This is a genomic window from Streptomyces sp. NPDC002386 (assembly GCF_053593175.1).
Genome location: NZ_JBSFBX010000013.1, coordinates 108,037 through 131,963 on the forward strand (window position 1 = coordinate 108,037; position 23,927 = coordinate 131,963).

Annotated in this window: 21 protein-coding genes; 7 read left to right on the plus strand and 14 right to left on the minus strand. The window is 74.4% G+C overall.

The window, feature by feature from the left end:
- Positions 1-101: 101 nt before the first annotated feature.
- The 4 genes from ACWCPN_RS25245 to ACWCPN_RS25260 are packed head-to-tail and all read right to left on the minus strand — an operon-like array spanning position 102 to position 3,634.
- Complete coding sequence (locus ACWCPN_RS25245) at positions 102-1,004, minus strand: SDR family oxidoreductase (RefSeq protein WP_451210217.1); 903 nt, start codon at positions 1,002-1,004, stop codon at positions 102-104.
- Entirely contained in the window at positions 1,001-1,456 is a 456-nt protein-coding gene (locus tag ACWCPN_RS25250) for a hypothetical protein (RefSeq protein ID WP_199209285.1), read from the minus strand. The genes ACWCPN_RS25245 and ACWCPN_RS25250 overlap by 4 nt, the downstream gene beginning before the upstream one ends.
- Before the next feature lie 56 nt (positions 1,457-1,512).
- Positions 1,513-3,132, minus strand: a complete 1,620-nt coding sequence (locus tag ACWCPN_RS25255; RefSeq protein ID WP_451210220.1) for a phytoene desaturase family protein — start codon at positions 3,130-3,132, stop codon at positions 1,513-1,515.
- Complete coding sequence (locus tag ACWCPN_RS25260) at positions 3,125-3,634, minus strand: SRPBCC family protein (RefSeq protein WP_451210223.1); 510 nt, start codon at positions 3,632-3,634, stop codon at positions 3,125-3,127. Before ACWCPN_RS25260 ends, ACWCPN_RS25255 begins: the two co-directional genes overlap by 8 nt.
- A 119-nt stretch (positions 3,635-3,753) precedes the next feature.
- Between ACWCPN_RS25260 and ACWCPN_RS25265 the strand changes: the two genes are divergently transcribed.
- Both ACWCPN_RS25265 and ACWCPN_RS25270 read left to right on the plus strand, forming a co-directional pair.
- Positions 3,754-3,978, plus strand: a complete 225-nt coding sequence (locus ACWCPN_RS25265; protein ID WP_385015838.1) for a hypothetical protein — start codon at positions 3,754-3,756, stop codon at positions 3,976-3,978.
- A gap of 141 nt (positions 3,979-4,119) precedes the next feature.
- Entirely contained in the window at positions 4,120-4,530 is a 411-nt protein-coding gene (locus ACWCPN_RS25270; RefSeq protein ID WP_451210227.1) for an ATP-binding protein, read from the plus strand.
- A 41-nt stretch (positions 4,531-4,571) separates the two neighbouring features.
- Here ACWCPN_RS25270 and ACWCPN_RS25275 read toward each other — a convergent pair whose 3' ends face one another.
- Positions 4,572-5,474, minus strand: a complete 903-nt coding sequence (locus ACWCPN_RS25275; RefSeq protein ID WP_451210230.1) for a YegS/Rv2252/BmrU family lipid kinase — start codon at positions 5,472-5,474, stop codon at positions 4,572-4,574.
- 50 nt (positions 5,475-5,524) lie between these two features.
- Complete coding sequence (locus tag ACWCPN_RS25280) at positions 5,525-7,117, minus strand: FAD-binding oxidoreductase (protein WP_451210233.1); 1,593 nt, start codon at positions 7,115-7,117, stop codon at positions 5,525-5,527.
- A gap of 83 nt (positions 7,118-7,200) precedes the next feature.
- Here ACWCPN_RS25280 and ACWCPN_RS25285 point away from each other — a divergent pair, with 83 nt between their 5' ends.
- On the plus strand, positions 7,201-7,800 hold the full coding sequence (locus tag ACWCPN_RS25285; protein WP_451210236.1) for a TetR/AcrR family transcriptional regulator: 600 nt from the start codon (positions 7,201-7,203) through the stop codon (positions 7,798-7,800).
- Entirely contained in the window at positions 7,797-9,380 is a 1,584-nt protein-coding gene (locus ACWCPN_RS25290) for a glycerol-3-phosphate dehydrogenase/oxidase (RefSeq protein WP_451210239.1), read from the plus strand. Before ACWCPN_RS25285 ends, ACWCPN_RS25290 begins: the two co-directional genes overlap by 4 nt.
- A gap of 82 nt (positions 9,381-9,462) precedes the next feature.
- Here ACWCPN_RS25290 and ACWCPN_RS25295 read toward each other — a convergent pair whose 3' ends face one another.
- A complete protein-coding gene (locus ACWCPN_RS25295; RefSeq protein WP_451210242.1) occupies positions 9,463-10,836 on the minus strand; it encodes a tannase/feruloyl esterase family alpha/beta hydrolase in 1,374 nt (457 codons plus the stop codon).
- Between the two features lie 510 nt (positions 10,837-11,346).
- Between ACWCPN_RS25295 and ACWCPN_RS25300 the strand changes: the two genes are divergently transcribed.
- Positions 11,347-12,573, plus strand: a complete 1,227-nt coding sequence (locus ACWCPN_RS25300) for a cytochrome P450 (RefSeq protein WP_451210244.1) — start codon at positions 11,347-11,349, stop codon at positions 12,571-12,573.
- Between the two features lie 11 nt (positions 12,574-12,584).
- Here ACWCPN_RS25300 and ACWCPN_RS25305 read toward each other — a convergent pair whose 3' ends face one another.
- The 7 genes from ACWCPN_RS25305 to ACWCPN_RS25335 form a co-directional block, all read right to left on the minus strand.
- A complete protein-coding gene (locus ACWCPN_RS25305) occupies positions 12,585-13,379 on the minus strand; it encodes an SDR family NAD(P)-dependent oxidoreductase (protein WP_451210247.1) in 795 nt (264 codons plus the stop codon).
- A gap of 55 nt (positions 13,380-13,434) precedes the next feature.
- Positions 13,435-14,499: a YihY/virulence factor BrkB family protein gene (locus tag ACWCPN_RS25310; protein WP_451210250.1), complete on the minus strand. Its 1,065-nt coding sequence runs from the start codon at positions 14,497-14,499 to the stop codon at positions 13,435-13,437.
- A 63-nt stretch (positions 14,500-14,562) separates the two neighbouring features.
- Complete coding sequence (locus ACWCPN_RS25315; protein ID WP_451210253.1) at positions 14,563-15,150, minus strand: sigma-70 family RNA polymerase sigma factor; 588 nt, start codon at positions 15,148-15,150, stop codon at positions 14,563-14,565.
- A 167-nt stretch (positions 15,151-15,317) separates the two neighbouring features.
- Positions 15,318-16,022, minus strand: a complete 705-nt coding sequence (locus tag ACWCPN_RS25320) for a hypothetical protein (protein ID WP_451210256.1) — start codon at positions 16,020-16,022, stop codon at positions 15,318-15,320.
- Positions 16,023-16,110: 88 nt separating this feature from the next.
- Positions 16,111-16,767, minus strand: coding sequence for a ScbR family autoregulator-binding transcription factor (locus ACWCPN_RS25325; RefSeq protein ID WP_451210258.1), 657 nt, complete (start codon positions 16,765-16,767; stop codon positions 16,111-16,113).
- 269 nt (positions 16,768-17,036) lie between these two features.
- A complete protein-coding gene (locus ACWCPN_RS25330; RefSeq protein ID WP_451210261.1) occupies positions 17,037-18,275 on the minus strand; it encodes a cytochrome P450 family protein in 1,239 nt (412 codons plus the stop codon).
- A gap of 121 nt (positions 18,276-18,396) precedes the next feature.
- Entirely contained in the window at positions 18,397-19,080 is a 684-nt protein-coding gene (locus ACWCPN_RS25335; protein WP_451210264.1) for a ScbR family autoregulator-binding transcription factor, read from the minus strand.
- Between the two features lie 386 nt (positions 19,081-19,466).
- On the opposite strand from ACWCPN_RS25335, the gene ACWCPN_RS25340 reads away from it, so the two are divergent.
- Together ACWCPN_RS25340 and ACWCPN_RS25345 are read left to right on the plus strand one after the other, a co-directional pair.
- A complete protein-coding gene (locus ACWCPN_RS25340) occupies positions 19,467-21,344 on the plus strand; it encodes an acyl-CoA dehydrogenase family protein (RefSeq protein ID WP_451210267.1) in 1,878 nt (625 codons plus the stop codon).
- Positions 21,345-21,838: 494 nt separating this feature from the next.
- Positions 21,839-23,902 carry a SpoIIE family protein phosphatase gene (locus ACWCPN_RS25345; protein ID WP_451210270.1) on the plus strand — a complete coding sequence of 688 codons (2,064 nt, stop codon included), beginning with the start codon at positions 21,839-21,841 and terminating at the stop codon, positions 23,900-23,902.
- The last annotated feature ends 25 nt before the right edge of the window (positions 23,903-23,927 follow it).

The following is a 23,927-nucleotide window of genomic DNA, read 5'->3' on the forward strand; positions in this document are numbered from 1 at the left end:
GCGGCGGGTGCCGCGGCCCACGCCGCGGCACCCGCCGGCGGCTCCCGGCACCGGCGGGCACCGGCCCGGCGCGGCTTCCCGTCCCATCCCCCCTGCCGTCGTCACCGGGCGTCCGGCCGCCCGGTCCCGGCCGCGGCGCGGTCGGCGTCGCCGCCGGCGCCGAGCAGCCCGGTGTGCCGGAGTGGTTCGCGCGCCTCCAGACGGGGCAGCTCGCGGCGGGACAGCCGCAGGACCACCGGGGGCAGGGCGGCCCGCACCGGCTGGACGAGCCGCAGCCAGGCCGGCGCGTACAACGCGGTCCGGCGTCGTTCCAGACCGCGGACGACTCGTTCGGCGACGTCGTCGGCGCGGTACGTCCGGCGGGCGGGCGGCGGCATGTGGCCGCGCAGTTCCCGCAGTACGGCGTGCTGGTCGGCGTCGCGGATCATCTCCGTGTCCATCCAGTTGAGGTAGGCGATGCCCACGCCGACCCCGCGGTGGGCCACCTCGGCCCGCAGTGAGTGGGTGAAGGCCTCCACCCCCGCCTTGGAGGCGCAGTAGGCGCTCATCATGGGCGCGGCACCCATCGACGCCAGCGAGGCGATCTGCAGGTAGTAGCCCGCCGTGTCCACGAGGTCCGGCAGGAAGGCCCGGGCCGTCTGGGCGCTGCCGACGAGGTTCACCTCGATCACCCGGCGCCACTCGGCGGGGTCCGAGGAGACGAAGGGGCCGCCCTCGGCGACACCGGCGTTGGCGATCACGGCCGACGGGCGCCCGAGACGCCGGCGCACCTCGTCGGCGGCGGCCCGCAGCGCGGGGGCGTCGGTGACGTCGACCTCGTGGGCCAGGGCCGGGCCGGGGAGCCGGCCGGCGACCTCCGCCAGCAGGGCCGGCTCGTGGCCCAGCAGCGCGGGCACACCACCGCGACGGGCGACCGCGTGGGCGAGCGCGGCGCCCAGGCCGCGTGCCGCACCGGTCACCACGACCACCCGGCCCCGCAGGGGGCTGCCGCCCGGGCGCGTCATGGCTCCTCCGTTCCCGGGCGGGCCGTGTGGTCCGGGTGCCCGGCGGTGCGGCGGGCCTCCTTCATCTCCGCCTCGTACAAGTGGTCCCGTCCCTGGGCGAGTTCGTCGACGGCGCTGCGCTCGAGCTCCCGGAAGGGCTGGTAGTAGGTCCGGTCGTAGGCCTCGATGATCTGGAAGGTCCAGTGGCCGGGGATGACGTTGCGGCCCAGGATCTCCGTCTCCACCTTGTCGGCCCACTCCGGGTGCCCGGCCTCCCGCAACAGGCTGACCGCACGGTCCAGTTCGAGATCCGCGCCGCCGGTGAGCTGGTGGAAGTCGTAGAGGCTGCCGCGGGCCCGTTCCGTCGTCTCCAGGGCCTTCGACAGTGATCCGAGGGCCTCGACCGTCTTGTCGTCGACACCTTCCGGGCGCCGGTGCCGGAGGTCGGGACCGTCCTGGTGGTGTTCGCTCATGCCGCTCCCTGCGGTTCGCTGTTGCCGGCCGTCATGCCGTTCGCCGGTGCCGGCCGTCAGCGCCGGCGGCCGGTCCGGTCGCGCCGGGCGAGCATCCGCTGGGCGCCGGCCAGGGCCCTGGTCCGGTCCCCGCGGAGCACGGCCCGGGCCGCGTTCGCCCCGCACGCTCCGTGGACGCCGCCGCCGGGGTGGGCGCCCGCCGAGGCCAGGTAGAGACCCGGTACGGGGGTCTCCGGCCGTCCGGTGCCGGGCAGCGGGCGGAAGACGAGTTGCTGGTGCATGGCGGTGGTGCCGCCGTTGATGGCACCACCGAACAGGTTGGCGTCGAGTGACCCCATGGCGGGCGGGGCCAGGATGCGCCGGGCGCGGACGCGGGACCGGAAGCCCGGCGCGAAGCGTTCGACCTGGCGCTCGACCCGGTCCGCCATGCGCTCCTGGTCGTCGGGGCCCCACTTCCCGGTGATGCCCTCGTCGCCGGCGTCCGCGCGGATGTCGTGCGGGATGTGCGTGTACGCCCAGGCCGCCTCGGTGCCCTCGGGGGAACGGGTGGCGTCGGCCGTGGTCATCTGGCCGAACAGGGAGAAGGGGCGGTCGGGCACCTGGCGCATGGCGATCTGCGCGGCGAAGCGGGTCAGCTCGTCCATGCCGTCGGCCAGGTGGACGGTCCCGGCGCCGGCGGCCCGCTCGTCCTGCCACGGCACCGGGCCGTCGAGCGCCCAGTCGACCTTGAAGGTGGCGAAGTCCCACTGGAAGCGCCGCAGGTCCTCCAGCATCTGAGCGGGCAGGTGTTCGGGACCGACCAGGTCCTCGTACAGGGCGGGCACCGCGACGTCGGCGAGCACGGCGCGCCGGGCGGGCAGCGCCTGTCCGTCGGCCGTGCGGACCCCCACCGCCCGGCCGCCGCGTACGACCACCCGCTCGACGCGCCGCCCGCAGCGCAGCTCTCCCCCACGGCTGAGCAGCCGGCGCACGAGCGCGCCGGTGAGTTCTCCGGATCCGCCCGACGGCACGGGGAAGCCGTAGGTCTGTCCCAGCATGGACATCAGCCAGCCGAAGCCTCCGCTGCCCGCGGACTCGGGGGCGAGGTCGGCGTGCAGCGCGTTGCCGGCCAGCAGCAGCCGGCCGCCCTCGCCGCGGAACTCCTCCTCGCCCATGCGGCGCACCGGCAGGAGCAGGGAGCGCGCCACGCGCAGGCCGCCCGAGGCGCGCAGGTCGAGGGCGAGTTTCGCGAGGGACCTGACGGGCGGGAAGGGGGTGAACAGGGCGCCCAGCACACCGGGGCGCAGTTTCCGCCACAGCTCGACCAGCCGGTGCCAGGCGGCTCCGTCGCCGTCCGCGAAGGTGTCGAGGGAGGCCGCGGTGTCGTCGGTCCGCCGGTGCAGCACCGCGCATCCGCCGTCGGTGAGCGGATGGGCGAGCACGCTCGGGGCGTGGCTCCAGCGCAGTCCGTGCTCGTCCAGGCGCAGGGCGGAGAGCACGGGCGACGCGGCGGCCAGGGGGTAGAAGGAGCTGAACATGTCGCTGACGAAGTCGGGGTCCACGCCCCGGTCGTGCCGGACGGCGCCGCCCGGCTCCGGCTGCTCCTCCAGCACGGTGACACTCAGCCCGGCGTCCAGCAGCAGGTTGGCGGCCACCAGCCCGTTGGGGCCTGCTCCGATCACCACGGCGTCAGGCATGGCCGGCTCCGCCCGCGCCGGCGGCGTACCGCCCGCCCGGCCGCGGCCGCCGGTCCCGCTCCTCGCCGGTGCCGTCGTCCTCACAGGTCTTCGCCAGGCGCGCGAGCATGGCCCGGTGACGAAGCTGGATGAGCGCCTCGAAGCCGAGGTTGTGCAGGGTCCCGCCCGCGCCCTGGAGCGGGTGCTCGTCGACGATGACCAGGCAGTGCTCCCCCCACCTGCGCAGCTCGATGCTGATGCGGGCGGTGCCGAGCGGGCCCGCGTGGGCCTCGAGTTCCAGAATGGATCCCTCCACGCAGCGGCGTACCACCGTCTCGTTGCCGACCTCGAAGGGACCGAGCCGGATCTGGTAGCTGATGGACGCCGACTCCTGCGGCCACTCACCGTCCTTCGGCCGGGACTCGGAGGTTCCCACCACCCACTGCGCGTACCGGCTGCCGTCGGCGAGGACCGCCCACACCCTGTCCGGGGCTGCCTTGATCAGACGATGCCGAACCGCCACGTGCGCCTCCTGGTGCATATGTCCGTTTGACTGCCCTCGCCGAGTGCCCTTCCCGGCCCCGCCCGACACCTGTCCTCGTCCCGGGTGCGGGGGCGGGCGGTTCGGCCGATGCTGGAGCCATGCCCGGCAAGCGCCCAGTGATCGTGCAGCTGCCGTCCCCGACCGGCGGACGCCGGGTGCGGGTCGGCGGTGAGATCCTCGGCCTCGCGCACAGCGTGCGCGATCTGGTCGAGTTCCTGCGCCGGGCGGGCCTGGAGATCGAGCCGGAGGACGTGGCGGACTCGCCGCTGATCGACTGGCGCGGCATGGGCCCGGACCGGTGGGAGGCCGAGACCCGGACCTGAGCGGAGGGGGAGGCGGCGCGCACTCCCCGGGGGCATCGAGGCGTTCCACCCCCCTGTCCGGTGTGTCCGTCGGGGTGCCGGTCGCGTCGATACCCGCCGAGCGGGTATGCGCGTCGCACGGGCACAGCAGGAGGGCACACCTTGAGCGAATCATCACTGCGGGCGGTGGGCTGGGCACGCTCACTGCCGCTGAACGCGAGCGTCAAGACCGCGCGCGACTGGGCGCGCGAGCATCTGCGGTCACTGGGCTGGACCGAGTCGGCGCCGGAGACGGTGGACGACGTGCTGCTGACCATCTCGGAGCTGGTCACCAACGCCCACGTGCACGCGCAGAGCGCGGCCGACCTGGTGCTGACCTGGGACAGCACCTGTCTGCACGTGTCCGTCCACGACCGGTCCCGGCAGCTTCCGGTCCCGCGGCCGGCGGATCCCGAGCGTCCGGGCGGACGGGGCATGCTGCTCGTGGACGCGCTGGCCGACACCTGGCAGACCCGTCCCTGTCCGGACGGCAAGGTCGTGCACGCCTGCTTCCGGCCGCCGGCCACCGGCTGATCCGGGCCTCCGCCCGGCCGTCCGGTGGCCGGGGAGGTCCCTCAGCCGCCGGTGGTGCCCGGCCGGTACAGCACGGGCAGGTCGGCGGGGCGTACCCGGAGCGTCACCGGCAGGGTGGCCTCCACCTCGCCGTCGGCGCCGTAGGGCACGGGCCGGGAGGCCTCGATACGCAGTTCGCGTCCGCGCAGGATCACCACCTCGGGGCGCTTCACATGAGCCCCGGTCTTCAGCTCGTTCATCAGCGTGAAGAACAGCAGGCGCGGCGCCTCACGGATCAGTACGACGTCGAGGAGCCCGTCGTCGACCCGCGCACCGGGGGCGATGAGGCGGCCGAAGCCGTAGTAGGGGGAGTTGGCGGCCACGACGGTGTAGCCGCGGTGGTGGTGCTCCTCGCCGTCGACCGTGACGCGGAAGTCGGCCGGCCGCCAGGTGGTGACGGCGCGCAGGCCGCCCGCGTAGTACGAGGCGGCGCCGCGCAGCAGCCGGGTGTGGTTCGCGTGCCGGTTGGCGAGCGCGTCGACACCGGCGTACACGCTGCCGAGGACCACGGTGCGCCGGTGGACGGCGGACTCGACCTCGATGGTGTCGACCCGTCCGGGCTCCGCGCGCAGCAGGATGTCGGCGAGCGCGGCGGGGTCCCGGGGGAGGCCGAGGGCGCGTGCGAAGTCGTTGCCCCGCCCGGCGGGTACGAGGCCGAGGACGGTGCCGGTGCCGCTGAGCGCGCCGCCGACGCCGCCGGCCATCCCGTCGCCGCCGACCGCCAGGACCACCCGGCCGCGTTCTCCGGCCTGCCGGGCGATGTCCTGGGCGTGGGCGAGGCTGTGGCTGTACTCCGTCTCCAGCTCCGCTCCGGCCTCGCGGAGCAGGCGGGCCACCTGGAGCAGTGAGGCCGCTCCGGTCGAGTCACCCGCGGTCGGGTTGACGACGGCGGTGAACTGTCGCATCGGTGTGCCTCCGGGCGGTTACGGTGGGAGCGGAAGGGACGGCGGGTGGTTCAGTCGGTGGGGAGCAGGACGCCCGGGTTGAGGAGTCCGTCCGGGTCCAGGCGGTCCTTGACGGCGCGCAGCGCGGCGACGCCGAGGGCGCCCGCCTCCCGGACGTACCAGTCGCGGTGGTCGGTGCCCACGCCGTGGTGGTGGCTGATGGTGCCGCCGGCGGCGAGGACGGCGTCGTTGGCGGCGCGCTTGGCGGGTGCCCAGTGCGCGACCGGGTCCTCGCCCTGGGCGCTGACGACGGTGAAGTAGAGGGAGGCGCCGTTCTCGTACACGTGGGAAATGTGGCACATCACCAGGGGCGGGGTGCCGGCCCGGGTGAGGGTCTCGGTGAGGGCCGTGCGCACCGCGCCGTACAGCTCGGGGACCCGGGACCAGAACGCGGCGGTCTCCAGGGTCTCGGCGAACGCGCCCGCGTCCAGCAGGGCGTCGCGCAGGTAGGGCGCGGAGTAGCGGCCGTGCGCCCAGCGTTCGCCCGGTTCGGTGCCGATCAGGGTGCCGCCGCAGGACCGCAGGACGGCTGCCGCCCGTTCCCGCCGGCGGGCGGTGTCCTCGGCGGTGCCCTCGTAGCCGGTGATCGCCGTGCAGCCGGCGTCGCCCCGCTGGAGCTGGGCGCCGATGGCGTCCGGCTGGGCGAGGCCGATGAGCGTCTCGGTCTCGTCGGACAGGCGCAGCACGGTGGGCCGCGGTCCGTCCTGGGCGAGCCGGCGCAGGGCCGCGGCGCCCTCCTCGAAAGAGGCGAACCGCCAGCCCTCGTAGACGCGCGTCGTGGGCAGCGGCCGGATCCGTACGAGGACGGAGGTGATGACGCCGAAGGCGCCCTCCGAGCCGAGGACGAGCTGACGCAGATCGGGTCCCGCGGCGGAGCGCGGGGCGCGGCCGGTCTCGATGGTGCCCTCGGGGGTGGCGAGGGTCAGCCCGAGCACCATGTCGTCGAAGCGGCCGTAGCCGGCGGAGGCCTGTCCGCTGGAGCGTGCCGCGGCGAAGCCTCCGATGGTGGCCCACTCGTAGGACTGCGGGAAGTGGCCGAGGGTGAAGCCCTGTTCGGCGAGCAGTGCCTCGGCCTCGGGGGCGCGCAGGCCGGGCTGGAGCACGGCGGTGCGGGAGACCGGGTCGAGGTCGAGCAGGCCGTTCATGCGGCGCAGGTCCAGGGCGACGAAGGCGCGCCGCTCGGGGGCGAGTCCGCCCACGACCGAGGTGCCGCCACCGAACGGGACGACGGCCAGAGCGTGCTCGGCGCAGGCCCGGAGCACGGCGAGGACCTCGTCGTGGGAGGAGGGCAGGACCACTGCCTGCGGGACGTCGGTGACGTCGCCGGCGCGCAGCCGGAGCAGGTCGGGGGTGGACTTGCCGCGGGTGTGCCGGACCCGGCTCTCGTCGTCCGTCAGGACGTGCTCCGCGCCGCCGGCGGCCCGGGCGAGCGCCTCGAGCGCGGCGGGGCCGGCCGTGGGGGCGGGCAGCCGGATGTCCTCGAGCGCGAGTGCCGGCGCGGTGCGCGGTGTGACCCCGAGCAGGTCGCGCAGGAGTCCGGTCACCGCGCCGGGCAGGGGTGCGGCCTTCGCCGGGTCGCCCCAGCCGTTCCACAGCATGTCCATCGAAGGGTCGTCCTCACAGGTCGGTGTGCTCGGTTCGCGCGGCGGCGGCTCCGCCCGGCCCCCGGGGCGTTACACTGTGACACATGACGCCTATTCGTCACAACGGTTCGGACAGCGATCCCGTGCTCGACGCGGTGCGCGACTGTGTGCTGGCCGTCGGCGTGCGCCGCACGACCCTGGCCGACGTGGCCCGCCGCGCCGGCGTCTCCCGGATGACGCTGTACCGGCGCTGGCCCGATCTGCGCACCCTGGTCGGCGACCTGATGACCCGTGAGTGGATCGACGTGGCCACCCGGGCGATACCGGAGCCCGCTTCCGACACCGTCACCCGCGCCCGGATCGTGGACGGGCTGGTGGCGGGGGTGGAGGCGTTCCGCGCGCACCCGCTCTTCCGGAAGATCGTCGACGTCGATCCCGAACTGCTGCTCCCCTACGTCCTGGACCGGCGCGGCACCAGCCAGGAGGCGCTGCTGGCGCTGCTGGCCGAGGCGCTGCGCGAGGGTCACGCGGACGGTTCGGTGCGCACCGCCCACACCGAGCGGCAGGCACGCGCCCTGCTGCTGGTGGTGCAGTCCTTCGCCCTGTCCCTGCGCACGATGACCGACGAGGACGACCCCGACCTCGACTCCGCCGCCCTGCTCGGTGAGCTGCGCGCCCTTCTGGAGAGGACCCTGACGCCATGAGCCACCCCGAGGCCGTACCCGGCTCGTCCCTCAGCGCGGGCCGGCGCACCCGCGAACTCGCCGAGGCGGCGGACGGCCGGGTCTGCGACGTCCTTGTCGTCGGGCTCGGCGCCACCGGTGCCGGAGCGGCCCTGGACGCGGCCGCCCGCGGACTGGACGTCGTCGCGGTCGACGCCCACGACCTGGCGTTCGGCACCTCGCGCTGGAGCTCGAAGCTGATCCACGGCGGACTGCGCTATCTCGCCTCCGCGCAGTTCGACGTCGCGCACGAGAGCGCCGTCGAGCGCGGCGTGCTGATGACCCGCACCGCCCCGCACCTCGTGTCCGCCCAGCCGTTCGTGCTGCCGCTGACCCCGCTGGTGTCGCGGGCCCAGGCCTCGCTGGCCTGGGCCGGGTTCCGGGCCGGTGACATGCTGCGGCTGGCCGCGCGGACGCCCCGGCAGGCGCTGCCCGCGCCGCGCCGGCTGTCGGCGACGGAGGCCCGGCACCTGGCGCCCGCGGTGCGCGCCGACGGACTGCGCGGCGGGCTGCTGTCCTGGGACGGCCGGGTGACCGACGACGCCCGGCTGGTGACCGCCCTGGCCCGCACCGCCGCCGCCCACGGCGCCCGGGTGCTGACCCGGGTGCGGGTGCTGGAGCTGACCGGCACCGGCGCCCGCGTCCGGGACGAACTGACCGGCGAGGAGGGCGAGATCCGCGCCCGCGCGGTGGTCAACGCCACCGGCGTGTGGGCGGGCGAGCTGGTCGACGGCATCCGGATCCGCCCCTCCCGCGGCACCCACCTGGTCCTTCGCTCGGAGCGGCTCGGCACGCTGCCGGCCGGACTGCACATCCCGATCCCCGGCGAGACCAACCGCTTCGTGCTGGTCCTGCCGCAGGGCGACGGCCGGGTCTACGTGGGACTCACCGACGAGCCGGTAGACGGCCCGCTGCCGGACGTGCCGGAGGTTCCCGAGACCGACATCGGCTTCCTGCTGGACGTGCTCGGGTCCGTCCTGGACGTGCCCGTGCGCCGGGACGAGGTCGTCGGGGCCTTCGCCGGGCTGCGCCCGCTGCTGGACACGGACGCGTCCCGGGGCGCGGGTGACGCACCGGCCCGGACCTCCGACATCTCCCGCCGGCACGCGGTGCTGACCTCGGCGGACGGGGTGACCACCGTCGTCGGCGGCAAGCTGACCACCTACCGGCGGATGGCGCAGGACGCGGTGGACGCCGCCCTGGAGGCCCGCGGCCTGCCCGCCCGGCCCTCCCCCACCATGGATCTCCCGCTGGTCGGAGCCGCCCCGGCCGGAACGCTGCGGGCCCTGCCCGCGCCGCGCCGCCTGGTCCGCCGGCACGGCACCGAGGCGCCGGCCGTGCAGGCCCTGACCGAGCGCGACCCGGCGCTGGCCGAAGCGGTCCTGCCGGGCCAGCCGGTCACCCGGGCCGAGCTGGTGTGGGCCGCCCTGCACGAAGGCGCCCTGGAGGCGTCGGACCTGCTGGACCGCTGCACCCGGATCGGTCTGGTCCCCGAGGACCGCGCCGAGGCGCTCACCACCGCCCGGGAAGCCCTGGAACGGGCGGCCGCGGTACTTCGCTGAGCCCTGGGCGGGCCGGGCGGTCCGGGCCGGTGACGGCCCCGGGCGGGACCGGTGAGGGACCCCGGCCGCGGCCGCCGTGCGGTCAGGTCAGCGACCCCGTGTTGACCAGGTCACCGGTGGCCGGCCGGGTCACCGTGCCGCTCGCCGGGGGCTCCTCGTGGTGTTCCACCCAGTCCGTCAGGGCGGTGAAGGCGGCCCGGTAGCAGGGCAGGATCGGGCGCAGCCGGTCCGGATAGGTGTCGTACAGGCTGTCGACGTGGGTGCCGCCCTCGATCCGGTAGTAGCGGTGCAGCCGGGAGCGGCCCTGCTCGGCGATCATCCGCGCGTACAGGTCGGACTGGACCCGGATGGGGATCAGCGCGTCCAGGGTGCCGTGCACGGTGATCATGGGCTTGCCGATCCGGCCGGTGAGCGCGACCCGGCCGACCGCGTCGTGGACGGCGCGGGGCCGGGCCGCGTAGTCGTAGCCGGCGTCGGAGGGGCAGGGCGCCAGGATCTCCTCGACCGTCGAACCGGCCGAGGCGCCGGGGCAGTCGGGGTCGTAGCCGGGGTCGAACTCGGCGCGGTAGGTCTTCTGCGTCAGTCCCCAGTAGACCTTCTCGTGGTACGGCCACAGGAACTCCGAGCCGCGGGCGAACCCGGCCGCGTACATGTCCTCGTCGCCGGCCCGGCCGAGCTGACGGGCGACGGCGGTGGGCAGGAACGTGAAGAGGTTCGGGCCCTCCGGGCGCCACAGCGGCCCCTCCCAGTCCACCCCGCCGTCGTACAGCTCGGGGTGGTTCTCCAGCTGCCACCGGGTGAGGTAGCCGCTGTTGGAGATGCCGGTCATGTAGGTGCGGCGCGGGGCGTGTCCGTAGTGCTGGGCGACGACCGCCTTGGCGGCGCGGGTCAGCTGGGTGGTGCGCCGGTTCCACTCGACGACGGCGTCGCCGGGGCGCTTGCCGTCGGTGTAGAAGTCGGGCCCGCTGTTGCCCTTGTCGGTGGCGGCGAAGGCGTACCCCTGGGCCAGCACCCAGTCGGAGACGAGAGTGTCCATCGCGTACTGCTTGCGGACACCGGGCGCACCGGTGACGACCAGCTTGCCGTTCCAGTCCTCGGGCAGCCGGATCACGAACTGGGCGTCGTGGTTCCAGCCGTGCAGGGTGTTCAGCCGCGAGGAGCCCGGGAAGTAGCCGTCGATCTGCAGGCCGGGCACGCCGGTGGGATTGCGGGTGCCCTTGGCGGCGAGTCCGGCCCAGTCGGCGGTGTCGGTGTACGCCGTGCCGGCGAGGGCGCTGGTCGTCAGGTCGTCGTGGCGGGAGATCTGCTGCAGTTCGGCGCCCGGAACCGTGATCCGGCGCCGGCCGCCGCCCCGGCCGGGCGATCCGTCGTCGGCCCGGGCCGAGACCGCGGGGGTGACGGACGCCGCCGCGAGCAGGGCGGCGGACAGAAGGGTGCTTCGACGGCTGGGGTGCATGGTGCGGCCTTCCGGGTCCGGTGGTGCGGGGACGGAGGGAGCTGGAGCGTGCCGTGCACATGCTTGGCCTCCCGCGCCCGCCCGGCCATGGTCGAGAACCACACATCGAAACTGTCAGTGATGGCATGAGCGCACATGCCGAGGCGGTGCGGCGAGCCCGGCCGCCGAAGGGCGCTCCCGGCGTTCCCGGCGTGCGGGCCGTCGGCGGCTGCGGCACGCTACAGAAAGGTTCGGCGAAGGGACGCAGCGTGGCCGACGGCGGCATACCGCCCCGGCCGTCCGGGCGAGGCAGCGCGGACGGCGCCGGGCGAGCACACGAGCCGGCCCCGCGACCGGGCGGAGAGTTCCGGACGCCACGGCCGCCCCGGGTGGTCGTACGGCGGACACCGCGTCCGCACCGCGACGGCCCCTCCCCCGGATACTCCGGCGTGGAGCACGGGACCTGCTGACGCGCGGCCGCTCACCGGCGGACCGGCACTTCGCAATCGGGACAGTCAGGAGTGATGCGACATGAGCTTCGACACCGAGCCCGCGGCACCTGCCCCACAGGTGCGGCACTGGCCCGTCGACGACCTGCCCGCCCTGGAGCCCGACCCGTTCCTGGACGAGGTGCTCCGCGACGAACCGGTCACCCGGATCACCCTGCCGTACGGCTCCGGCGACGCCTGGCTGGTCACCCGTTACGAGGACGTCCGCCTCGTGACCTCCGACCCGCGCTTCTCCCGTGCGGAGCTCGTCGGGCGCCCGGTGACCAGCATGGCGCCGCAGGCCGTGGCGTCGCAGACGGCGGGACTGCAGTACATCGACCCGCCGCGGCACACCCGGCTGCGCCGGGTCGTGGCCCGGGCGTTCACCGCCAGGGGCATGGACCGGCTGCGTCCGCTGGCCGAGCGCACCGCGGACCGGATGCTCGACGGCATGGAGCAGGCCGGACCGCCGGCCGACCTGATGGAACACCTGCACACCCCGTTCCCGATCGCCGTCGTGTGTTTCTTCCTCGGCGCGGACGAGGACGACTGGCGGGACTGGGCCGGGAACTCCGAGGCGCTGCTCTCCAAGGACCCGGACGGCGGCGACCGCAACCGGGCGGCGCGCGAGGCGACCCGCGGCCGGGTCGTGGACCTGCTCGCGCGCCGTCGTGAGGAACCCCGTGAGGACCTGGCCAGCGTGCTGGCCCAGGCCGCCGCCGCGGGCGAGATCAGCGACGACGAGGCGGTCTCCCTCGCCATGGCCGTCTACGTCAGCGGCGGCCACGCGGTCCGCAACAACAGCGGCTCCATGATGTACGCGCTGCTCACCCATCCGGCCCACCGCGACCGGCTGCGGCGCGATCCCGCGCTGGTACCGAAGGCGGTGGAGGAGCTCTACCGGTTCGTGCCCCACCGCAACGGCGTCGGGATCCCCCGGATCGCCACCGAGGACGTGCAGGTCGGCGGCCGGCTCATCCGCAAGGGCGACGTCGTCTACAACGCCTACGTCGCCGCCAACCGCGACCCCTCGGTCTTCCCCGACCCGGACGTCCTCGACTTCGGCCGGGACGGCGCCGGGCACCTCGCCTTCGGGCACGGCCCGCACTTCTGTCTGGCGGCCCTGATGGCCCGGATGGAGGCCGAGGTCATGATCAAGGCCGTGCTCGGCCGTTTCCCGAGGCTCCGGCTCGCCGTGGCGGCCGAGGACGTCGAGTTCCAGCGCGAGGGACTGATCCGCGGGCCGCGCGTCCTGCCGGTGACCTGGTAGCGCGGGGCCGGTCAGGGCAGGATCGCGTCGACGTACCCGCCGTCCACGCGCAGTGCTCCCCCGGTGGTGGCCGAGGCCTGCTCGGAGCTGAGGTAGACGACCATGTTGGCGATCTCCTCCGGCTCGATCAGGCGCTGCAGCAGGGACTGCGGCCGGTGCTCGCGCATGAAGGCCCGCTGGGCCTCGTCCCAGGGCAGGGACCGGTCGACGAGTTCGTACACGAAGTCCTCGACCCCGCCGGTGTGGGTGGGCCCGGCGATGACGGAGTTCACCGTCACGCCGGTGCCCGCCGCCTTCTTGGCGAAGCCGCGGCTCACCGCGAGCAGCGCGGTCTTGGACATCCCGTAGTGGATCATCTCGGCGGGGATGACGACGGCGGAGTCGCTGGCGACGTACTGGATCCGCCCCCAGCCGCGCTCGGTCATGCCGGGCAGGTAGGCCCGGGTGAGCCGTACCGCGGCCAGGACGTTGACCTCGAAGTACCGCCGCCACTCGGCGTCGGTGATCTCCAGCGGGTCGGCGGAGCCGAAGATGCCGAGGTTGTTGACGAGGATGTCCACCCGCGGCAGCAGTTTGACCACCCGGTCGGCGCCCTCCTCGCTCGCCACGTCCGCGGCCACCGGCACCAGTTGGGCGCCGGGGACCTCATGGGCCAGCGTGGCGACCGCGGCCGACACGCTGTCCTCGCTGCGTCCGTTGACCGCCACCCGGGCGCCGGCACGCGCGAGGCCGGCGGCGATGGCGGCGCCGATGCCCTGCGTCGAGCCGGTGACGAGGGCGGTGCGTCCAGTCAGATCGATGTGCATGCGACGACAGGTTCCCCGCGCGTGGGCCGCCCTACCGGGTTCCGGCCCGGCGGGCTCAGGCGTCGTCCAGCCGGCGTACGTCCTCCTCGTCCCACGCGCGCGTGTCGCGCGGCTCGACGTACGGCTCCGCCTCCGGCGGATTCCCGCCGGCGATGGCCCGCTGCCGTGCGGTCTCCGCGTCGAACTCCAGGCCCAGCAGGATGGCCAGATTGCTGATCCACAGCCAGACGAGGAAGACGATGACGCCGGCCATGGTCCCGTAGGTCTTGTTGTACGAGGCGAACCCGGCGACGTACAGCGCGAACCCGGCCGACGCGATCAGCCACAGCAGCAGGGCGAGGAAGCTGCCGGGGGTGATCCACCGGAACCCCCTGACCTTGGCGTTCGGGGTCGCCCAGAACAGGATCGCGATCATCACAACGACCAACACGACCAGCACCGGCCACTTGGCGATCGCCCAGGCCGTCAGGGCCGCGTCCCCCATGCCGAGGGCGTCCCCGGCACGCCGGGCGAGGCCGCCGGTGAACACCACGATGAGGGCGCTGAGCACGGCGAGCACCATCAGCACGACCGTCACGCCGAGGCGCACCGGGAGGATCTTCCAGATCGGCCGCCCCTCGGGGACGTCGTAGACGGCGTTCGCCGTGCGGATGAAGGCGGCCACGTAGCCGGAGGCCGACCAGACGGCCAGCAGCACACCGACGACGGCGAGGACCGAGCCGGTGCCCGCACTGCCCTGCAACTGCTCCACCGCGCGCGTGAGGATGTCGCGGGCCGGGCCGGGCGCGAGGTGCTTGAGGTTGGCCAGCACCCTGTCCGTGGCGGACTTGCCCGTGATGCCCAGCAGGGAGATCAGCACCAGCAGCGCCGGGAAGAGGGACAGCACGCCGTAGTAGGTGAGCGCCGCGGCCCGGTCGGTCAGCTCGTCGTCCTTGAACTCGCGCAGCGAGCCCTTCAGGACCTTGCCCCACGCCGCCTTCGGCAGCTTCGTCGGCGCGTCGGGGGCGCGCCGCTCGACCTCCGGGCCGGGCCCGGCGTGCTCCGGTGACGGCGGCTCGGGCTCCCTCGCCCCGTCGCCGTCGTGATGGTCCTTGTGCCCTGGAAGATGCAGTCGCGCCATGTCCCCCGGGTACCCCCGGAGGCGCGGATACGCAGCCGGGGGCAGGACACGGGCGGTTCTGCGTCAGGCGGCCTCGTCCAGCAGGCCGGCCAGCGTCGCCCGGGCCCGCGCCACGCGGGAGCGGACCGTGCCGACCGGGCAGCCGCCGGCGCGCGCCGCCTCCGCGTACGGCAGCCCGGCCAGCTGGGTCAGCACGAAGGCCTCCCGGCGCTCGTCCGGGAGCGCGGCCAGCAGGTCCAGCAGGGCGACGCCCTCGTCGAAGCCGGGCAGACCGCGCGGCTGGGCGCGCTCCACGGCGGTCTGCCAGTCGGGGGCGTCGGAGAGCCGGGGCCGGGCGGCGGCGTGCCGATGGCTGTCGATCACCGCACGGCGCGCGATGGACAGCAGCCAGGTGCGCGCCGAGGAACGGCCCTCGAACCGGTGCAGGCTGCCGAGCGCGCGCAGGAACGTGTCCTGGGCCAGGTCGTCGACGGCCTGGGGGTCGGCGCACAGGTGGGCGACGTAGCGCCGCACGTCGCGGTGGAGCGCGCGGACGAAGTGTTCCAGCGCGCGGGGGTCGCCGGCCCGGGCCGCGAGGGCCCACGTGGTGACCGGCTCGTCGGCGGGCGCGCGGTTTTCGGGAGCGGTGGACAGGAGGGCAGGAGTGATCACCTGAAGTCCTTCTCGGATCGTCCGGATCCGGGCCGCGGGCACGCTTCGGCGCCGGCGGTCCGGGGAGAGGGGCCGGCCGCCGCGGCACGCGCGGGAAGACGCGGGGCGTGCGCGGGTACGGCCGGGGCCCGGGGCGCGCGGCGGCGGCCCCGGGATTCCGGCTGCCGTCAGACGGCAGCGGCCCCGGCGGGCGGACCCCGGGAGACGATCGAGTGGACGAGGAGCAGCAGCCGCGGTGCCCGCGCCGAACGGCGGCGGCGGATCCGCGGTCGCGGACGCGCCGCAGTGACGGGCAGGGCCAGCAGCAGTCTGAGCGGCGCCGCCAGCCGGGCCGCCGCGGTCCGCAGGATGCGGAACGCGGCCTTCTCGCCGTGGGCCAGCCACAGGCCGCAGAGCAGCGCGGCGAGCAGGTGGGCGGTGAGCATGCCGGGCGAAAAGCCGCCGGCCGCGGAGTGCCGCATGTGCCCCGTGCCGGCCATGTGCGTCATCCGGCCCATGTGGCTCATGTGGCCCATGAGGCCGGCACCGGCGCTGCCCGCGTTCAGGGAGCCCATGGCCTCCATGTCCATGGCGCCCATGCCGGCGGATCCCGTGGTGGCGGAACCCATGGTGGCGCTGGACGGCTGGGCCAGTGAGAAGGCCTCGTGCAGCCCGGTCTGGGCGGCGACCACGACCGTCACGACCAGCGGCAGCCCCCGCTCACGTCCCGTCAGCGCCCAGCCGGCGGCGCCGGTCACGGCCAGTCCCGCTGCGAGCGCCCAGCCGGGGACGTGCCGGCCGGACATCAGGACGTGGCCGAGGGCCGCGAGCAGCACGCAGACGGCCGCGAACACCGCGGCACGCGCCGCGCGCGACCCCCACCCTGCCGTCATGGCGCCTCATCCTCGCATCCGGGCGTTCCCCGTCGTGCCCCGGTACGTGCCGCGGCCCGCCCGTGACTCAACCGGAGCGAGCCGCGGCCTACAGACCGGCCATGCTGTTCTCGGCGCCCCGGCCGACGGCGGGCTCGGCGGGCGGCAGCAGGGCGGGACCGGCGGCGGGCGCGGCGGTCAGCCGGGGCAGCAGGCAGGTCCAGAACTCCACCATGCGGTCCTCCGACTCCGGGTCGCGGTCCGGGCCCCCGAGCCGCTCGAAGCCGACCGTCGCCGCCACCACGACCGTGGCCACGCCATCGGGCGAGACGCCGTCCCTCAGCTCCCCCGCCTCGTGGGCCTGCCGCGCCGTGTCGCGCACCCAGTCGTGCCAGGTGTCGAGTACCGCCGTCCCGTTGTGGCGTGCGGGATCGGCGCTCAGCACGAACCCGGCGCGCACCACGGGGTCGGCGGCCAGGGCCACCACCAGCCGGCGGATCGCGGCGACCAGCGTCCCCGCCGCCCCGATGTCCGCGGACCGCGCGCACTCGGTCAGCTCACGCACCGAGTAGGCGGCGGCGCCCTCGATCTCGCGGGCGAGGGCGTCCTTGCTGGGGAAGTGGAAGTGCAGCGCCCCGGCGCTGACCCCGGCCTTGCCGCTGATCGCGGGCAGGGAGGCGCGGGCGTAGCCGTCGTGGGCGAACGCCTCCGCCGCCGCGCGTATGAGGGCCTGCCGGGTGCGAACCGCCCGAACCTGCTTGACCATGACGCCCTCCTCCTGGGCCGGCGCGGAGGCAGGCCACTCCTCGGCCCCGTAAACCGCATGTTCAGTATGTTTATGCGGGACGGGCACGGCAAGGCCTGGCCCGCGGCCGGGCGCGAAAACCCGTAAGGCCGCGCAAATGCCCTTGTCACGCGGGGAGTCGGCCGTACGGCACTTCGAGGAAAACCGCGTGTCCGGTCGGCCGGGCGAAGCAGGGGAAGTCCGCCGACCGTGGTGGGCGGCGGACTTCCGGCGGGCGGCCTCCCGCGTGTTCAGGAGTCCTGCGGGCGCAGCAGGACGGGCAGCGACCGGTAGCCGTTGAGCATGAACGTCGGCAGCGGCGCCAACTCCGTCGGCGCGCAGGCGAGTTCCACGTCCGGGAACATCTCGAAGAGCCGGGACAGCGCGGAGGCCGCCTCGATCTCCCCGAGCGGGGCACCGAGGCAGCGGTGCGGTCCGTGGCCGAAGCCGAGGATGTCCCGGTCGCGGTCGCGCAACAGGTCGAAGCGGTCCGCGTCCGGCCCGTGCCGCTCGGTCTCGTGGCCGCCTGCCGCGAAGTTGACGAGGATGCAGTCGCCCTTGCGGATCAGCACTCCGTCCAGGTCGATGTCCTCGACGGCGAACCGCATCGGCGCGTACGCCCCGGGCGTGTGCACGCGCATGGTCTCGGCGACCACGTCCGCCCAGGTTGCCCGGCCCTCGCGCACGTGCGCGAGCTGTTCGGGGTGAGTGAGCAGAGCGCCGGCCGCGTTGGTGATGAGGGTGGCGGTGGTGTCCTGGCCGGCGGCGATGAACATGAAGAGCGAGCCGAGGAGTTCGTCCTCGGTGAGCCGGTCGCCGTGGTCCCGCGCCGCGATCAGCGAGCTGGTCAGGTCGTCGCCCGGCCGTTCCCGCTTGTCCTTGACCAGTGCGGCCAGCCGCCCGAAGGCCTCCAGCCTGGCCGCCTCCATCTCCGCGCCCGTGACGGTGGAGCTGAACACGGTGCTCAGTGCGGCCGACAGGGCGTCCGTCTCGGCGCCCCTCGGCACACCGAAGAGTTCGCAGATGACCCTGAGCGGCAGCACCTCCGCGTAAGCGGTGCGCAGGTCGACCGGGCCGCCGGAAGGCAGGGCGGCGAGTTCGCCGAGCAGTTCGGCCGAGAGTTCCCGGACGCGGGGCCGCAGCGCCTCGGAGCGGCGGGCGGTGAACGCGCCGGCCACCAGGCGGCGCAGCCTGGTGTGGTGCTCCCCGTAGGCGAACAGCATGTTCTCGTTCGCCACCCACGGGTAGAGCGGCCACTCCTCGGTGATCTCCCCCGCTATGAACGGCGGCCAGTGCAGCCGCGCGCTGCGCGAGACGCGCGGGTCGGTCAGCAGCCGCTCGATGTGGCTCTGTCCCACGACGGCCCAGGCGAGGATCCCGCCGGGCAACTCGACCTGGACCGCGGGGCCCTGGGCGCGCAGTTTCGCGGCCTCGCCCCTGTGGTCCCGGCCCGTGAGGTCCAAGGCGTAAGGGCAGGCGGTCTGTTCCATCGGTGTGCTCCCTGGGTCGGTCCTGCATCACGTTGTGGCGTGGCGACGTGCCCATGGCAGCGATGTCCGCTCCCCCGCTCCGGGAGAGGGCCGGCGGCCGTACTCCGCGGAAGCCTCCCGCTCAGCGGGCGGCCTGGGCCTCCTGCGGTTCCCCGCGCAGCTCCATGGCCTCCTCGTGGACGCGTCTGCCCCGGTCGAGCGACATGTCCAGACGCACCAGGACCGCGGGGACGGCGATGCTGGTCATCAGGTGCCGGTAGAGGTCGACCACCCGCTCCATCAGGTCGGAGTGGTCGTTCATGATCTTGGAGAGCACCTGCGCCCCGGTGAACGCGGCCACGAACGCCTTCGCCGCGGCCCGGACGTCGACCTGGGGCAGCAGTTCCCCGTTCGCCTTCGCCCGTTCCAGCAGCATGGCGTTGTAGTCGACCCAGGAGGCCATGGGGACCCGGCGGTCCAGCCCGTCGTGCGGTGAGCCCTGGTCCACGGTGAGGCGGATGCTGCCGCGCACCATGGGATCTCCCGAGCCGAGCAGATGGGCGAGGAGGAAGCCCGCGTCCAGCCCCTCCTGGAGCACCAGTTCGCGCGGCGGCGACTCCGGCACCGCCTTCAGCTGGTCGGTCAGCACCGCCTGGGCGAGCTGCTCCTTGGAGGCGAAGTGGAAGTAGAGGGCACCCTTGGTGACGTTCGCCCGCTGGAGGATCTCCGAGATGGTCGCGGCCTCGTAGCCGACGTCGGCGAACACGTCGGCGGCTGCCACCAGGATGTTGCGCCTCGTCCTGATCGCTCGTTCCTGCAGGGCCACGGCACATCCTCCGCACTGGCTTCACAGACCGGTCGGCCACGAAAAGAAACCGACAGGTTCGTATCGTGCCACCTCGGAAGATGCCCCTTCAACCATATGGATGCCTCCCCTTCACCGGGCGCACGGGCCCTCCGGGCCGTCGCCGGCGCCACGATAAAACCTGTCGACCGGTATCTCAATACCCCGCCGGGCCTGTCCGCGACGGGAAGAAGGCCGCGCCCCGGGGGAGTTGGGCATTCCGCTCCTGGCCGATCCGGCAGGGTTCACAAGACGGCCCTGTTCGGCCACCGTTGGCAGAAATTTGGCTTGATAAGCAAACCGGGAGGTCCGTATCTTCTGACTCTGCGCAACCCACCCTGCCGGATCCGCGACCACGGGAGAGGGTCATGACCCTTTTGACGTCCGAGGTACATCTCCCCCCTCTGCCGGAGATCGAGGACCACGGCGAGCTGACCCGGCTCCTCTTCGACGGCGACGACCGCGAGCGGGTCCACGGGATGTGGCGCGAGCTCGTCGCCAAGGACACCTTCCGCCACCGCCCCGGACTCGGCGCCGCCGAGCGGGCCGCGCTCTCCTACGAGTGGCTGCGTCTGGTGAACGACACCGCCGGGGACGCCGAACGGCTGGCGGACGATCCCCGGTTGCTGGCGGCCCTGCACGAGTGGGCGGCGATCGTGGACGGCGGCGGGGGCCTGTGCACGGTGGCGAGCATCCACTACAACCTCTTCCTCGGCAGCCTGCTCGACCACGGGGGCTCCGGCGGCCGGGACCTGTCCGACTTCACGGCCCTGCGGCGCACCGGAACGTTCCTGTGCACCGAGCTGGATCACGGCAACGACGCCTCGGCGCTGGAGACCACCGCCGAGCTGGACCCGGTGACCGGGGGTTTCGTGCTCGACACCCCGCACGCGGGCGCGCAGAAGTTCATGCCCAACACCAGCATGACGGGCGGGCCGAAGAGCGCCGTGGTCGCCGCCCGCCTCCTGGTCGAGGGCCGGGACGAGGGCGTCTTCCTGTTCCTGACCCCGCTGAGCGACGAGCGGGGACTGCTGCCGGGGGTCCGGGTCCGCCGGCTGCCGCTGCGCACCGGAGCCCCCGTGGACCACTGCCTGACCGCGTTCGACCGGGTGACACTGCCGCGCGAGGCCCTGCTGGAGTCCGAGCACGGCCGGCTGGACGCCGAGGGCCGGCTGCACAGCGGTCTCGGCAACCGGCGCAAGCGGTTCCTGCACTCCATCGGCCGGGTCACCATGGGCAAGCTGTGCATGAGCGGCGCCGCCGTCGGCGCGACCCGGGCCGCGCTCGCGATAGCCGTACGCTACGGCGACCACCGGCTGGTCAGCGGACCGCGCGCAGGTCAGCGCGTCCCGGTGAACGCCCATCGCCCGCATCACGGGCGGCTGCTGAAGGGCATCGCAACGGCCTACGCCATGACCTTCCTGCACCGGGCGGCACTCGCCCGCTGGGCCGCCGGGCACCCCGGGGCGGAAGCCGGGGAACGGGCGGACGCCGAACGGCTGATCGCCGTGGCCAAGGGCTGGATCACCTGGCAGGCGCGGGACATCACGGTCGAGTGCCGGGAACGCTGCGGCGCCCAGGGCCTGTTCGCCGCCAACGGCCTGTCGGAGTTCCCGCAGTACATCGAGGGCACCATCACCGCCGAGGGCGACAACCTGGTGATCTGGGTGAAGGCGGCCGCCGAGATGCTGTTCGAGCACCAGCCGCCCCGCCAGGAGCCCGAACCCCCGGGCGATGTGGAGCGGTTGACGGACGTCCGGCATCTGCGCGGGCTGCTGGCCCGGGCCGAGGCCGTCTGGCAGGACCGGGCGCGGGCGGCCCTGCGCCGGGGTCCCTCCGGCGATCCGGTCGAGCGGTGGAACGGCGCGTCCTCCGCCGCCCTGGAGATGGTCTCGGTGCACGCCCGGCTGCAGGCGGCCGACGCCTTCCTGGCCGCGGTGACCCGGGCGCGGCACCCGGAGGCGGGCGGCCTGCTGGAGGATCTGTGCCGGTTGTTCCTGCTGGAGCAGCTCGGCGAGTTCACCGGCGACCTGCTGGCCGACGGGCACCTCTCCGCCGACCAGGTGCGCGCCCTCCCCCAGCTCCTCGACGACGTCCTGCGCGACCTCGCGCCGCGTATGACCGAACTGGTCGAGGCGTTCGACCTGCCCAGGGAGTTCCTGGACGGCATCCCGATGACCGGCGGCGGTCCCGGCTCGCTCGCCGCCCACTGCACCGGCCACGCCCCCGTCGGTTCCGAGGGCTGACCTGTCCCGAGGGATCCCCTGCCCGGCCCGGACCGCCTTCGACCGGGCGTGCCGGAGGGGACCGGACCGTTCCATCGCATTGCGGCGCGCCCGTACCACGCGCCGGCGGCCGCTCGCGCCGGGGTCCGGGGTCCGGCCGGCAGCCGGACCGCGGGGCGGCAGGCGACGTCCCCCGCGCGATGCCCGAGCAGCGACCCGGCACCCCGGGCCCGGGCCGCCACGACGCCATCGGCCGCCCGCACAGCCGTCGCGTGGCCGGGGCGGGACGGAGGCGGAAGCGTCGGGAAGATCACGTGGCTCCGCGGACAGTCCCACGCCGCGGCCCGGTCCGGCGGGTTCCGCCCCGTGTCCTCCCCTTGGCGCTGCCGGTCCGCCCGAAGCGCGCGGGCCGCTCTGCGGTTGGGGCGGGCCCGGCGCCGGGGGCAGCATGGAGGTACCGGTCCGCAGCGCTCGGAGTACGCCCCCGACGACCGACCGGTGGAGGTGGATCCGGTATGGCAGTGGACTCCTTCCGCGCCGGCGACGAGCACAGCCCCGAGCGGCCCCGCCCGACCGGCCTGCTGGACGTGCTCAGCGTGGCCGCCGTGGCGCTCGACACCAGTGGGCGCATCGTCTTCTGGACCCCGCAGGCCGAGGAGCTGTTCGGTTACACCGCCGAGGACGTGCTCGGCCAGTACGCGGCCCAGCTGCTGGTCCGGCCCGAGCATCTGCAGGCCGTGGTGAGCCTGTTCTCCGAGGTCCTGCAGACCGGCCGGGGGTGGGCCGGTGCCTTCCCCATCCGGCACAAGGACGGCAGCAGCCGCCTGACGGAGTTCCGCACCATGCGGCTGCTGGACGACGTGGGACAGGTGTACGCCCTGGGCATCGCGGCCGACCACACGCTGCTGCAGCGGGTGGAGACCGACCTGGCCCTGTGCGAGCGGCTGATCAACCAGTCGCCGATCGGCCTGGCCCTGCTGGACCCGGATCTGCGCTACCTGCTGGTCAACCCGGCACTGGAGCGGATCGACGGCGTGCCCGCCGAGGACCACATCGGGCGCCGGCTGCGGGAGATGCTGCCCTTCTTCGACGTGGGCACCGTCGAGTCCTGTCTGCGTCAGGTGCTCGCCACCGGCCTGCCGCTGCTCGACCAGTACCACGTGGGTCTGCCGCCCTCCGATCCGGAGCACGAGCACGCCTGGTCGCTGTCCTTCTACCGCCTCGAGGACCCCGGCGGGCGGGTGCTGGGCGCGGCCGCCTCGGTCGTCGACGTAACCGAGCGGCACCACGCGGCCGCCGAGGCGGACCGGGCCAGGCGGCGGCTGGCGCTCATCGCGGACGCCTCGACCCGGGTCGGCACCTCGCTCGAGGTGGAGCAGACCGCTCGTGAGCTGGCCGACATCGCCACTCCGGTGCTCGCCGACGTGGTCGCCGTCGACGTGCTGGACTCGGCCCTGGCCTGCCGCCGCGTCCGCCGCCCGGACAACGGCCCGGAGCTGTTCCGCGCCCTCGCTCTCAGGGCGGCCCACCCCACGGTGGCGCTGCGGGCCGCCGACCCGCCCGGCGACCTCGCCTCCTACGAGGGTGACCGGCTGGTGACCCTGTGCGTCCACACCGGCCGTCCGGTCCTGGTCCGGCACGTCGGCGAGCGGGACCTGTCGCGCATCGCGCGCAACGAGGAGGCCGGGGCCTACCTGGCCCGGGCGGGCGTGCACTCGTATCTCGCCGTACCGCTGATCGCGCACGGCGAGGTGCTCGGCGCGCTCGACCTCAAACGCACCCGCAACCCGCTGCCCTTCGACGACGACGATGTCGTTCTGGCGGGAGAGCTGGCCGGCCGCGCCGCGATCGCCATCGACAACGCCCGCTGGTTCCAGAGCGTGCGCAACACCGCGCTCACCCTCCAGCGCAGCCTCCTGCCCGACCACTCGGCGCACCACACCGGCCTGGAGCTGGCCTCCCGGTACCAGCCCGCGCAGGCCACCAGCGAGGTGGGTGGCGACTGGTACGACGTCATCCCGCTGGCCGACGACAAGACCGCGCTGGTGGTGGGCGACGTCATGGGCAACGGCATCGACGCGGCCGCCACCATGGGCCGGCTGCGCACCGCGACCTGCGCCTACGCGGACCTGGACCTGGCCCCCGACGCGGTGCTCCAGCACCTGGACCGGATCACCTGCGATCTGGAGCACTACATCGTCACCTGTCTGTACGCCGTGTTCGACCCCCGCACCCGGCGGTGCACCATCGCCAACGCCGGCCACATGCCGCCCGCCCTCGCCCGTCCCGGCCGGGCGCCCGAGCTGCTCGACCTGCCCACCGGGGCACCCCTCGGCGTCGGGGGCGTCGAGTTCGAGACCGCCACGGTGGAGCTGGGGCCCGGCGACCTGCTGGTGCTGTACACCGACGGCCTCGTGGAGACGCGGCAGCACCCCATCGACGACCGGCTCAACGTGCTCCTCGGCTTCCTCGACGAACCGGGACGGCCGCTCGAGGAGACCTGCGACCTGCTGCTGTACGGCCTGCGGCACCCCGAGGACCACGACGACGTGGCGCTGCTCGTCGCCCGGGCGCTGTGAGGCCCGCGCACCCGGCGCCGGGCAA

What these genes read in the sequence shown, in the direction of transcription:
- ACWCPN_RS25245 (WP_451210217.1), bottom strand. Translation starts at nt 1,004, where the DNA reads ATGACGCGCCCGGGCGGCAGCCCCCTGCGGGGCCGGGTGGTCGTGGTG.
- ACWCPN_RS25250 (WP_199209285.1), bottom strand. Translation starts at nt 1,456, where the DNA reads ATGAGCGAACACCACCAGGACGGTCCCGACCTCCGGCACCGGCGCCCG.
- ACWCPN_RS25255 (WP_451210220.1), bottom strand. Translation starts at nt 3,132, where the DNA reads ATGCCTGACGCCGTGGTGATCGGAGCAGGCCCCAACGGGCTGGTGGCC.
- ACWCPN_RS25265 (WP_385015838.1), top strand. Translation starts at nt 3,754, where the DNA reads ATGCCCGGCAAGCGCCCAGTGATCGTGCAGCTGCCGTCCCCGACCGGC.
- ACWCPN_RS25275 (WP_451210230.1), bottom strand. Translation starts at nt 5,474, where the DNA reads ATGCGACAGTTCACCGCCGTCGTCAACCCGACCGCGGGTGACTCGACC.
- ACWCPN_RS25280 (WP_451210233.1), bottom strand. Translation starts at nt 7,117, where the DNA reads ATGGACATGCTGTGGAACGGCTGGGGCGACCCGGCGAAGGCCGCACCC.
- ACWCPN_RS25285 (WP_451210236.1), top strand. Translation starts at nt 7,201, where the DNA reads ATGACGCCTATTCGTCACAACGGTTCGGACAGCGATCCCGTGCTCGAC.
- ACWCPN_RS25290 (WP_451210239.1), top strand. Translation starts at nt 7,797, where the DNA reads ATGAGCCACCCCGAGGCCGTACCCGGCTCGTCCCTCAGCGCGGGCCGG.
- ACWCPN_RS25295 (WP_451210242.1), bottom strand. Translation starts at nt 10,836, where the DNA reads ATGCACCCCAGCCGTCGAAGCACCCTTCTGTCCGCCGCCCTGCTCGCG.
- ACWCPN_RS25300 (WP_451210244.1), top strand. Translation starts at nt 11,347, where the DNA reads ATGAGCTTCGACACCGAGCCCGCGGCACCTGCCCCACAGGTGCGGCAC.
- ACWCPN_RS25305 (WP_451210247.1), bottom strand. Translation starts at nt 13,379, where the DNA reads ATGCACATCGATCTGACTGGACGCACCGCCCTCGTCACCGGCTCGACG.
- ACWCPN_RS25310 (WP_451210250.1), bottom strand. Translation starts at nt 14,499, where the DNA reads ATGGCGCGACTGCATCTTCCAGGGCACAAGGACCATCACGACGGCGAC.
- ACWCPN_RS25320 (WP_451210256.1), bottom strand. Translation starts at nt 16,022, where the DNA reads ATGACGGCAGGGTGGGGGTCGCGCGCGGCGCGTGCCGCGGTGTTCGCG.
- ACWCPN_RS25325 (WP_451210258.1), bottom strand. Translation starts at nt 16,767, where the DNA reads ATGGTCAAGCAGGTTCGGGCGGTTCGCACCCGGCAGGCCCTCATACGC.
- ACWCPN_RS25330 (WP_451210261.1), bottom strand. Translation starts at nt 18,275, where the DNA reads ATGGAACAGACCGCCTGCCCTTACGCCTTGGACCTCACGGGCCGGGAC.
- ACWCPN_RS25340 (WP_451210267.1), top strand. Translation starts at nt 19,467, where the DNA reads ATGACCCTTTTGACGTCCGAGGTACATCTCCCCCCTCTGCCGGAGATC.
- ACWCPN_RS25345 (WP_451210270.1), top strand. Translation starts at nt 21,839, where the DNA reads ATGGCAGTGGACTCCTTCCGCGCCGGCGACGAGCACAGCCCCGAGCGG.